General features: G+C 44.5%; 12 protein-coding genes. 5 read left to right on the top strand and 7 right to left on the bottom strand.

Annotated features, from left to right (window positions below; genetic code table 11):
• Positions 1-23 precede the first annotated feature (23 nt).
• The 5 genes from EMM73_RS02985 to EMM73_RS02965 are packed head-to-tail and all read left to right on the top strand — an operon-like array spanning position 24 to position 3,485.
• Positions 24-1,517 carry an RNA polymerase factor sigma-54 gene (locus tag EMM73_RS02985; protein ID WP_127684969.1) on the top strand — a complete coding sequence of 498 codons (1,494 nt, stop codon included), beginning with the start codon at positions 24-26 and terminating at the stop codon, positions 1,515-1,517.
• A 25-nt stretch (positions 1,518-1,542) separates the two neighbouring features.
• The gene (gene hpf / locus EMM73_RS02980; protein ID WP_127684968.1) at positions 1,543-1,830 is read left to right on the top strand and encodes a ribosome hibernation promoting factor; all 288 of its coding nucleotides are present in this window, start codon (positions 1,543-1,545) and stop codon (positions 1,828-1,830) included.
• A gap of 10 nt (positions 1,831-1,840) precedes the next feature.
• Positions 1,841-2,311, top strand: coding sequence for a PTS IIA-like nitrogen regulatory protein PtsN (gene ptsN, locus EMM73_RS02975; RefSeq protein WP_127684967.1), 471 nt, complete (start codon positions 1,841-1,843; stop codon positions 2,309-2,311).
• Complete coding sequence (rapZ, locus tag EMM73_RS02970) at positions 2,308-3,165, top strand: RNase adapter RapZ (RefSeq protein WP_127684966.1); 858 nt, start codon at positions 2,308-2,310, stop codon at positions 3,163-3,165. The genes ptsN and rapZ overlap by 4 nt, the downstream gene beginning before the upstream one ends.
• Before the next feature lie 41 nt (positions 3,166-3,206).
• Positions 3,207-3,485 carry an HPr family phosphocarrier protein gene (locus EMM73_RS02965; RefSeq protein WP_127684965.1) on the top strand — a complete coding sequence of 93 codons (279 nt, stop codon included), beginning with the start codon at positions 3,207-3,209 and terminating at the stop codon, positions 3,483-3,485.
• 19 nt (positions 3,486-3,504) lie between these two features.
• On the opposite strand, the gene EMM73_RS02960 is transcribed toward EMM73_RS02965, so the two are convergent.
• From EMM73_RS02960 to nhaB, 7 genes are all read right to left on the bottom strand, one after another.
• Positions 3,505-3,837 carry a Na+/H+ antiporter subunit G gene (locus tag EMM73_RS02960; RefSeq protein WP_127684964.1) on the bottom strand — a complete coding sequence of 111 codons (333 nt, stop codon included), beginning with the start codon at positions 3,835-3,837 and terminating at the stop codon, positions 3,505-3,507.
• A gap of 24 nt (positions 3,838-3,861) precedes the next feature.
• Positions 3,862-4,131: a K+/H+ antiporter subunit F gene (locus EMM73_RS02955; protein WP_127684963.1), complete on the bottom strand. Its 270-nt coding sequence runs from the start codon at positions 4,129-4,131 to the stop codon at positions 3,862-3,864.
• Positions 4,131-4,640, bottom strand: coding sequence for a Na+/H+ antiporter subunit E (locus EMM73_RS02950; RefSeq protein WP_127684962.1), 510 nt, complete (start codon positions 4,638-4,640; stop codon positions 4,131-4,133). The genes EMM73_RS02955 and EMM73_RS02950 overlap by 1 nt, the downstream gene beginning before the upstream one ends.
• On the bottom strand, positions 4,640-6,130 hold the full coding sequence (locus EMM73_RS02945; protein ID WP_127684961.1) for a monovalent cation/H+ antiporter subunit D: 1,491 nt from the start codon (positions 6,128-6,130) through the stop codon (positions 4,640-4,642). The genes EMM73_RS02950 and EMM73_RS02945 overlap by 1 nt, the downstream gene beginning before the upstream one ends.
• Entirely contained in the window at positions 6,127-6,483 is a 357-nt protein-coding gene (locus tag EMM73_RS02940; RefSeq protein WP_127684960.1) for a Na+/H+ antiporter subunit C, read from the bottom strand. The genes EMM73_RS02945 and EMM73_RS02940 overlap by 4 nt, the downstream gene beginning before the upstream one ends.
• Positions 6,483-9,281 carry a monovalent cation/H+ antiporter subunit A gene (locus tag EMM73_RS02935; protein WP_222422581.1) on the bottom strand — a complete coding sequence of 933 codons (2,799 nt, stop codon included), beginning with the start codon at positions 9,279-9,281 and terminating at the stop codon, positions 6,483-6,485. The genes EMM73_RS02940 and EMM73_RS02935 overlap by 1 nt, the downstream gene beginning before the upstream one ends.
• A 251-nt stretch (positions 9,282-9,532) precedes the next feature.
• On the bottom strand, positions 9,533-11,116 hold the full coding sequence (nhaB, locus tag EMM73_RS02930) for a sodium/proton antiporter NhaB (RefSeq protein WP_222422580.1): 1,584 nt from the start codon (positions 11,114-11,116) through the stop codon (positions 9,533-9,535).
• Positions 11,117-11,470: the final 354 nt, after the last annotated feature.

The raw sequence follows: 11,470 nt of genomic DNA, 5'->3' as shown, positions 1-11,470 counted from the left end.
TGTTTGGAGAAAATAAGAAGTACATGAAACCGTCTCTGCAACTTCGTCTTGGTCAGCAGCTCACAATGACTCCTCAATTGCAGCAAGCGATTAAATTGCTGCAATTGTCTACTATTGAACTGCAACAGGAAATTCAGGAAGCTCTGGATGCTAATCCATTGCTGGAAGCTGAAGATGACTATGCAGCTTTTCAGGAACCCTCTTCTAAAGATCTAAATCATGGTGCTGAATTTGACTCAGCCGACTACGACAGCACTCATGATGAGCACTACGAGCCCGAAGTAAAGGACAGCAGCGAAGCGATGTCCGAACAAAATATCAAAGAAGATTTACCGCTGGACAGCCACTGGGATGATCTAGTCAGTGCAGCCCCTGTCTCAGGAGCTAATAACTACAACGGTGATGAAGATACGGTATTTCAGGGTGAAACCAGCGAAACACTGCAGGACTACTTACGCTGGCAAATGCAGCTCACTCCTTTTTCTGATACAGACCGCACTATTGCTGAAATAATTATTGAAGCCATAGACGAAAACGGTTTACTTACCATAGACACAGAAGAAATTCTCGAATCATTGGGCCTGCCTGATGTGGAAGCCGACGAAGTTGAAGCTGTGATCAAACGTATCCAGCTATTCGACCCTGTTGGTGTTGGAGCCCGTACCATTCAGGAATGTTTATTGGTACAACTTCGCCAATTTGATCCTCAAACACCTTATCTTTCAGAAACACGTCACATTATCAAAGAATATACTGATTTTTTAGCGAATAGAGATTTCCGTTCTTTGATGCGTGTGACTAAACTCAAAGAAGACGATTTAAAAGAAGTGATGCGTCTGATCCATAGTTTGAACCCAAGACCTGGCGCAGATGTGATTCGACAAGAACAGTCGTATGTGATCCCTGATGTATCGGTAGCGAAAATTAAAGGACGCTGGATGGTCGAGTTAAATCCTGATGCAATGCCAAAGATCAGAATTAACGAGCAATATGCCGCCATGTCGCGCAGTGCACGTAACGCTTCAGACGGTCAGTTTATCCGCTCCCACTTACAGGAAGCCAAGTGGTTTTTGAAAAGTCTGGAGAGCCGTAACGAAACTTTACTCAAGGTCGCCAACTGCATAGTGCAGCAACAACAAGCATTCTTTGAGCACGGCGAAGAAGCCATGAAACCCATGGTATTAAACGATGTTGCTGAAATGGTGGGAATGCATGAGTCCACCATTTCACGAGTGACTACACAAAAATATATGCACACTCCCAGAGGAATATTTGAACTTAAGTTCTTTTTCTCCAGTCATGTAAGTACTGAGAGCGGTGGTGAATGTTCATCCACCGCTATCCGCGCCTTTATTAAAAAATTGGTGGCGGCGGAAAGTCCTGCTAAACCTTTGAGTGATAGCAGGATGGCAGAAATACTGTCAGAACAAGGGATCAATGTCGCACGGCGAACTATTGCCAAGTATCGTGAAGCCTTGTTTATTCCGCCGTCTAATCAGCGCAAGAGCTTGCTTTAACAGCTCTATAAAGAAGGAAGAGTCTATGCAAATCAACTTAACTGGTCGTCATGTAGAAATCACTGAAGCACTGAGAGCGTACGTCGATAGCAAATTTTCCAAACTTGAACGCCATTTTGATCATATTAATAATGTACATGTAGTGCTGAACGTGGAAAAATTAAAACAGATTGCAGAGGCTAAGATACACCTCAGTGGAGGTGAAGTATTTGCTGTATCGGAAGACGAAAATATGTATGCTGCGATAGACCAGCTGATTGATAAACTGGATCGCCAAGTTATTAAACATAAAGAGAAGATTTCTCGCCATTGATTCTGAAACTATGAACCTGAGCTCAATGTTATCGGAGGACTGCACCAAGAGTGCGGTCCTTTTTAATAGTAAAAAACGCATACTCGAATACATTGCTGAACTAGCACATCAGCGTTTACCGGACATTGCTGAGTACAGCATACTCGAAGCTCTGATGAGCCGTGAAAAGCTTGGTTCAACAGGTATTGGCGGTGGTATTGCTATTCCACATGGCAAATTAAAAAATGTCACAGCACCTATGCTGGTGTTTGTTGTCAGCAAAGATCCAATACAGTTTGATGCCATTGATAATCAGGCTGTGGACATTTTTTGCGCCATCCTGATCCCAGAAAATCAATGTCAGACCCACTTGTCTACCTTGTCAGGTATAGCCAGGATGCTAAGCCAGAAAGACTTCACCAAAAAAATCCGTCACAGTGCAAATAGCCATGATTTGTATCAGTTATTGATGAAAGGATCTGAACAGGTGATCACAAAATGAAGTTATTGGTCGTTAGCGGTCGATCGGGGTCGGGCAAATCAGTTGCCCTACGAGTGATGGAAGACCTTGGTTATTATTGTGTTGATAATATACCCGTTAATTTGTTGCCTACTTTAGCGAACGCTGTCATGGAGCAGTATGAAAGAGTGGCAGTCAGTATAGATGTTCGCAACCTCCCCCAAGACCCTGAAGAACTGACTGACATATTGTCTTACCTGCCACACAAAGTTGACCTGACCATTCTTTACCTTGACGCCGACCATACCAGCTTGATTAAACGCTTCAGTGAAACACGACGCTTACATCCGCTGTCGCACCAGGCTATGTCATTGGATGAAGCCATACAACGCGAACAGCAGCTGCTGGACCCAATCTCCAGTCGTGCAGATTTATACCTGGATACCACAGAGCTCAATGTACATCAGCTGGCAGAACAGCTTAGAGAACGAATCCTCGGGCAAAAAACCGGACGACTGGTGATTCTTTTTGAATCTTTTGGTTTTAAATATGGTATTCCCAAAGACGCAGACTACGTATTTGACGCCCGCTTTTTGCCCAACCCACATTGGGAGCCGGAACTAAAAATACTTACAGGGCTGGATAAGCCAGTACAAAACTACCTGTCATCTCAAGCTGTTGTCGCTCAGTATATCTGGCAGATAAATCAGTTTATCGGTACATGGTTACCGCATTTAGAACGCAATAACCGTAGTTATCTCACTATAGCTATAGGCTGTACAGGCGGTCAGCACCGTTCCGTATATATCGCTGAATCTTTAGCACAAAGCTACCGTTTACAGCGAGAGGATGTGCAAATTCGTCACCGTGAATTAGTGAGGCATCATGGTAGATAAAAATACAAATCTATCGCGACAAACTGCTGAGGTGTATAGCTATGACAGATAAACTCCGGCAAACAGTCACCATAGTAAATCAACTTGGCTTACACGCCAGAGCTGCTACTAAGCTGGTGCAATTGTGTCGTCAGTTTGATGCCAAAATAGAGCTGCATCAGGAAGGACAAATTGCAGATGCCAGCAGCGTGCTTGCTCTGCTGATGTTGGCGAGTAGCAAAGGGAAAACTCTGGAAGTCTGTACTGGGGGTCCAGAGGCTCAGGCTGCATTAGCAGCTGTAGTGGGATTAATCGAAAACGGCTTCGACGAAGAACACTAACAGCAGATCAAAACTCAGTCTACAGATCTGCGTTTTGTTTTCCTGAAGTGTGCTCAGCAGTTTTCAGCTTTAAATGCAACGCCGCTTTGACCAGCATATGAGCGGTAATAGGTGCAGTGATAAAAAGAAAGAGCGCAATAAGCAGTTGCTGTAAGCTCAGCTCCTCTTTGATAAAATTAAAATAAACCATTGAGGCAATCACAATAGCACCTAAGCCCAATGTTGTAGCTTTGGTTGGGCCATGCAGACGAGTATAAAAATCAGGCAGTTTCACCAAGGCTACTGAGCCCAATAAGACAAATAACGACCCTGCCACCACTAATACAGCAACCAGCCATTCAAGCCAACTCATATCGAACTCCTTAGTATCTGCGCTTTACTCAATAATATCGCCACGCAGTAAAAACTTACACACAGCGACTGTACTGACAAAACCCAACATTGCTATCAGCAAAGCCACTTCAAAATTCAGGCTGATCCCCAGATAAATACCATAAAGCAACAATAAAGCTATGCTATTTATGTACATAGTATCCAGTGCCAATAAACGGTCAATTACGGAAGGGCCTCGAATTGCCGCGTAAAAATTTAATAACAAAGCCAGCCCAACTACACAAAAACAGCCTTGCAGTATCAGTTCAAGCATCAAAATATCTCCTTGAGTGGAGCTTCATAGCGCTGTTTCACCTGCCGGATTAACTCAGCTTCGTCGGCTAAGTCCAACACATGCACAAGTAAAAAGCGTTGCTCATCCTTACTCGCATTCAAAGGTAACACCTCGGCGCTCACAGTACCCGGCGTTAGTGACACAGTACTGGCCAAAATAGTAATGGATAAATTATCAGTTAAATCTAAAGGAACTTTGATAAAAGCAGGACGCAGCCTTTTATTTGGTCCTAACACCAGCTTCACCACCTGCAAATTCGCGACAACAATATCCCACAGGACCATTAAGCCATAACGTATTGCTGCCGTTGGGTTTTTCATACCAGGCTGGACCAAACGGAACTTGTAAATAAGCTGAGGAATTAACCATGCCAACACCAAACCAAAAAACAAATGGAAAAACTCAACGCTATTGTTCAGTAAGATCCAAACCAGAAATAAAAACAAGCTGCGGACAGGAGTTGGCCACCATTTCTTTATAGATGTCATCAGAAGGCTCCCGGACTAAGATTAGCTATAGTCTGCAATTGTGTTGCCGCTGCCTGACACCACTCAGTTAAAGGTCCGGCAAACAGACTTAACAAGGGGCTGGCTAGCACCAACAAGACTAAAGCTGTGCTACGGCGCCCACCAGCCCTCCGGGCTTCAGCATCGGAGCTTGAGACTTGCCAAAACAAAATACTGCCAGCTCTGCTTAACGCAATCAGCAACATCAAGCTGCTACCCAATAACGCGGACCAATACCACAACATAGCTGAGCCTTCTGACACGGCCTGCAGTAGTAACAACTTGCCAATAAAACCAGAAAAGGGTGGCATTCCTACTATGCTCAGTGCCGTTACAATAAAAGCTGAACCAAGCAAGACTGGCTGCGCGACTTTCCGTCCATTCACTAAACGGTCACCCGCTTTACCACGCTGGTTTGCAATAAGGTCTGCCAGTAAAAATAATGCAGCCGTAGCTAAGGTTGAATGTACAAGATAATACAATAGCGCTTGGACTGACTCCGGGGTACCCAAAGACAAAATAGCAACTAAAGATCCAACAGATACAATCACCAGATAGCTGGCCATTTTGCGTAAGTCTTCACTGGCTAAAACGCCTAGCACTCCCATCAGAATAGTCAAAAGCCCAGTCCACCACAAAACAGGGAACACCCAATCTGCGACAAACCCCGCATCCTGCAACACCATGGCAAACACACGAAGCAAACTGTAGATACCTACTTTGGTCATAATAGCAAACAAAGCAGCCACAGCAGGAGTGACCGAAGAGTAGGCACTGCCTAACCAGAAATGCAGCGGCATCACTGCGGCTTTCAAACCGAAGACTACTAGTAACAAGGCTACAGCGCCTTGCAATAGTTGTAATTGAGTCTCAGATAAGGATGCTACTTTGGTCCCTAAATCCAACATATTTAAAGTGCCTGAAGCACCATAAATCAACGCCAGTGCAAACAGGAATAAGGCAGATCCCACCAGATTCAAAATAACATAATGCACAGCAGCCCTGGTTTTTGCTTTGCCACCGCCATGGATCAATAAAGAATAGGAAGCGATCAATAGCACTTCAAAAAATACAAAGAGGTTAAATAAATCTGCAGTTAAAAAGGCACCATTAATACCCATCAGCTGAAAATGCAGCAAGGAGTGGAAAAAAAAGCCTCCTTCATCTTCCCCGCTGCTGGCATACAAACTCGAAGCAACGGCCAACACCGAGGTCAAACACAACATTAAACTGCTGACTTGATCTAATAACAAACTAATACCAAAAGGTGCAGCCCAGTTACCAAGCTGATACAGCTGTGCCGGACTGCCTGTGCTTTGTATCACCAGCAGCACGCTGATAAGTAACAACACCACTGAGCCGCCAACACTTAAATAGCGACGTAACAACAGGCTACGATCAAAGGGTGGCAGCAAGGTGAGCAAAGCGACCAACAAAGGCCAAACTATGGGCAAAATAATCAAATGGTTCATGACGATGCTCCCTGCCGGGTGTTTTTCGCCACTGGTAATTTTCCATCCACATGATCATTACCTAAATCAGCACGGGCGCGGATAGATAACACCACCAGGAAAGCTGTCATCGCAAAACCAATCACTATTGCAGTGAGCACCAGCGCTTGCGGCAAAGGATCTGCGTATTCTTCCGTAGCATGCAGCACAGCTCCTGCGCCTATTTTTAATCCACCGCTGGCGAAAATAAATAAATTCACTGCATAAGATAACATGGTCAAACCCAACATCACTGCAAAGGTTCTCGCTCGCAGGATCAGAAACACTGCGCAGCAGGTCATAACCCCAATTATAATAGCGACCAATAACTCCATTAGCTTTGCTCCCTATTCACAGGTCTGTGTTCAGTAGTCATTTTGCCTAAGTTGGCTAAAATCATCAGTGTTGCACCCACTACAGTCAAATAGACTCCTAAATCAAAAGCGATAGCGCTGGCTAATTCAATTTCACCAAACAACGGTAGATGGAAATAATCAAACCAGGACGTCAAGAAAGGTCGGTCAAAAGCCCAACTGGCAGCACCTGTTGTGGTTGAAATAAGGACACCAGCAGCGATCAAACGATGATAGTCCATAGTTAAACGCTCGCGGACCCAGTCCACACCTTGTGCCACGTACTGCAAAATAATGGCAATGGCTGTAATTAGACCCGCCACAAAGCCTCCACCTGGCAAGTTGTGGCCCCTAAAAAAGATATACACAGACACGAGCAAGGCCAGAGGTAGCAAAGCCTGAGATACCACAGCCAGCAACATTGGGTGTTTGTCCAGAGCCCATTGCCGTCCTTGCGCGTCTGAACTGGATCTAAACAGAGGTAATCGGGTCAGCAGTTTAAAAATACCCAATGCAGCTATGCCCAAGACTGTGATTTCACCCAAGGTATCAAAGCCACGGAAATCGACTAGTATCACGTTCACCACGTTGTAACCACCGCCGCCCGTTTTGGAGTTGGCAAGGAAAAACTCAGAAATGCGTTGTTGTGGTTCCAGCATCAACGCATAACTTAAGCTACCTATCACTACGCCACAGATTGAGGCTATAGCTCCGTCCCGGATCAACCTGCCAGCATTGGAAGCCCTGCTGATTTTGTGAGGTAAAAAGAACAGGGCTAACATCAACAACACAATAGTCACCACTTCAACCGATAACTGGGTCAAAGCCAGATCCGGCGCTGAAAACCGCACAAAAATCAGCGTGACCACTAAACCTACAATAGAAATCATCACTAAAGAAAGCAGGCGCTGACGCTGACATAACACAGTAGCTATAGCCGCTATAGTAGCGACGAAAGTAGCAGCAAACATTAAGGTATCAGGCTGCTGCATAACCTTGTGCTGAGAGAATTGCCCCATTTGCTGCAGTGGCCAAATCAGTAACACAGCCACTATCACAAACATCCATACCAAGTAACGCTGCAACGCAACGGACTCAATACTATGGTGCCATTTTTTTGAAAAACCCAGTAAAGCATTGATTTTTAAATCAAAAAACTGCAAGGGGTTCAGCTCTGGTAATTCAGCCTGAAAACGGAATAAGTGTTTGCGGTTGAAGTACAACACTATGCCCAGAGTCAGAGCCAATACACTCATCATCAAAGGCAAATTGACACCATGCCAGATCGATAAGCTATACACAGGCAAAGGACCGGCTAACACAGCTGAAGAGGCCACGGCTAGCAAATCTCCAACTATATAAGCGGGAGCCAGACCAACCAGAATACAAAGTGCCACCAACACCTCGACAGGCACCCGCATGTAACGAGGTGGTTCATGAGGAGTCCGAGGTAACCCCTTGGGTTGACCATTAAAAAATACGTCGTGAATAAAGCGGGCTGAATAAGCAACAGACAAAGTTGCAGCCACGGTAGCCAGCACAGGGATTAGCCAGGACAAAGCCCCTAACACTTCCTGATGCAATGTTTCGGCAAAAAACATTTCTTTGGATAAAAAGCCATTCAGTAAAGGCACCCCTGCCATAGAGGCAGAAGCGACCATGGCTAAGGTCGCGGTCACAGGCATAAATTGCCAGAGCCCATTGAGTTTGCGCATATCTCGCGAGCCGGATTCGTGATCAATGATACCTGCAGCCATAAACAGCGAGGCTTTAAAAATAGCGTGATTCATAATGTGGAAAATAGCTGCAACCGCAGCCAAATCAGTACCTAAGCCAAACAACAAGGTAATCAAACCTAAGTGACTGATGGTGGAATACGCCAGCAAGCCTTTTAAATCATGCTGAAATAAAGCCAGGTAAGCACCAACCAGTAGGGTTGTCATACCGGTGATAGTAACCATCAAAAACCATAAATCACTACCTGCCAACAGTGGATACATTCTTGCCAACAAAAATATGCCCGCTTTCACCATAGTCGCCGAGTGCAAATAAGCGCTGACTGGAGTGGGAGCTGACATCGCATTTGGCAGCCAAAAATGAAATGGGAATTGCGCAGACTTGGTAAAAGCGCCGAGTAATACCAAAATTAATATCACCGGATACAAACTATGTTGTTGCAATACAGCAGCCTGAGATAACACCTCGTCTAACTCAAAACTACCCAGTACTTTACCTATCAGTAAAATACCGGCAAGCAAGGCCAAACCGCCAAAGCCAGTGATCATCAATGCCATACGGGCGCCCAGGCGTGCGTCCGCTCTGTGCCACCAGAAACTGATTAACAAGAAGGAACTGATACTGGTCAGCTCCCAGAAAACCCATAACTGCAGTAGATTATTCGACAGTACTATGCCGAGCATAGCCGTCATAAACAACATCAAAAAACCATAAAAACGCGCCATAGAGTCTTTTTCAGACAGGTAATATCTGGCATACAAGATGATCAGTAGGCCTATGCCAAGAATTAAAAATACAAACAACAGAGACAAGCCATCAAGCCGAAAGCTCAGCGACAATCCTAAAGCTTCAACCCAAGGCAGCTTGTAAAACAGAGTTTCACCGGAAAACACAGCTGGTGCCAGCTGTAACACCAGGGCCAAAGCAGCAAAAGGCAATAAGGCGGTAGCGAGCGCACTGTAACTTCGTGACCATCCTGCTGTTATTACTGGCACCAAAGAGCCAATCAAAGGAAATAAGACTATCAACAGAAGCTCAATCATGTACTTACATCCTCTTTACGGGCTGAACGGGCTGAGTTGTGCTCACTTGGAGTAGCAAAGAAAACACCCTAAGCAATTTGGCAAGCAACAAAGTCTAAGTGCCGCCTGACAGAGGGTAAAATGCCCTGAAAATTTCACATGCCGTACTTTATACCTGTCCGCATACACGCTGTCCAGACGTTCTGGTCAATCACAAGCTGAAGTAGGTGAAATCAAAGTTCAGAGGCATTATATCTCTGATCCATAACAACTTAATGTTCTGTTATAACTGCTGCGGCTGCAGCATCATAAGGCTGGATCCAACCAGCAGCGTAAAGCCAATGAATAACCTCTGGTAATAGAAAAGTAACACTTAACAGGCCTACAACGGCTAGCACTATAGTATAAGGCACGGCCATCCAAACCATCTTCATGTAAGACAACCGAATCAAGGGCGCTAAGGCACTGGTTAGCAGGAATAAAAAGGCGGCCTGACCATTAGGAGTCGCCACACTGGGAAGGTTGGTTCCTGCATTGATAGCTATAGCAAGCATTTCAAACTGCTCACGGTTGATGTTACCCGCTTGCCAAGCTGCTTTGACTTCGTTGATATAAACTGTACCTACAAAAACATTATCGCTGACCATAGATAACAAACCGTTGGCAAGAAACAACACTGAGGTCTGTTGTTGGCCGTCAAAAGTCAGAACAAAATCGATCACAGGTTTAAATAAGTGCTGATCAATAATGACAGCAACTACAGCAAAAAATACCACCAACAGAGAAGTAAATGGCAAAGCTTCCTGAAATGCTTTCCCTATAGCATGTTCATCTGTCACGCCACAAAAGGCAGTGGCAAGAATAATCACCATTAAACCTATTAAGCCTACAGAAGCTAAATGCAAACTCAGGCAAAGGATAAGTAGTACAGAAATGATACTTTGCACCCACAGTTTGCTAACATCTGAGGCTGACATACGTTCTGTCTGGTAGTTATCATAAGCAATCAAAACATCTTGTACCGCCTCGGGTAAACGCACACCAAAATCAAACCAACGGCATCTCTCAAGCACTACAGTAGTGATCAAACCCGCAATTAGCACAGGCACACTGACAGCAGCCATCCGCAATGCAAACTCACCAAAGCCCCAACCAACAGCTTCGGCAATAATCAGATTTTGTGGCTCGCCCACCATGGTAGCGACACCACCCAAAGCAGTGCCGACCCCAGCATGCATCAACAAATTACGCAGAAAACCTCGAAAAGCATCTAAATCAGCCCGAGACAACTCTGCCACTTCATGATCTTCATTGTGGTTGTGTGGATCAGGGAATTTTTTTCCAGAAGATATTTTGTGATAAATCGCATAAAAACCTATACCCACAGCAATGATAACAGCAACAACAGTCAACGCATCTAAAAACGCCGATAGGAAGGCCGCCATGCCGACAAAAGCCAGCGAAAGTAAGGTTTTAGAGCGCACCCGGATCAATAACTTAGTGAAAACAAATAACAGTAAGTCTTTAACAAAGTGAATACCGGCGACCATGAACACTAACAATAATATCACTTCGATATTAAGCTCAATTTCATGCATCACCTTAGTGGTACTCGTCATACCTATAGCTATAGCCTGTAAAACCAGCAAACCACCTGGCTGCAGTGGATAACACTTCAATGCCATGGCCAGAGTAAAAATGAACTCCACCACCAAAACCCAGCCTGCCAGATAGGGGTTTTGTAAAAACAGCAAAGGATTAATGAATAGGAAAGCGATAATAGACAATTTGTACCAATTGGGAGCTTGACCAAGAAAATTATTGTACAAGGCTAAAGCCATGCCTGATGCTTTCATAATGAGTACTCAGATGTGAATTGTTTCGGATGTAAGCTGGGTTTTATAATTACCATAGTCCAAATCTGTGTAAAGGCGATGACAAGTACACAAAAATAATCAGATAGTTCAATTTGTTATACCTATTACCTAAGTTTTTGTCTAGCTGCACATTTGGAACAATCAGTATCCAAGCATCAAAATAAGGGCTGGATTGAACACGAAATTTGGCCTGCAACACTCTTAGGCAGATCGATCTGAGTTAAATGCTCAGAAATCAGCAAAAATTCGAAAAAAACGCAAGATTCACTGTGGCTTCTGTTGTCTTGCTGATAAAAAATAAGTAAAACATCATGGCTTGTGAAACTTTTTTCA

It is taken from the genome of Rheinheimera sediminis, from assembly GCF_004005375.1.
Taxonomy (GTDB): Bacteria; Pseudomonadota; Gammaproteobacteria; order Enterobacterales; family Alteromonadaceae; genus Pararheinheimera.
Note: the sequence above shows the minus strand (reverse complement) of the source record. Positions and strands in the feature narration are given on the sequence as shown.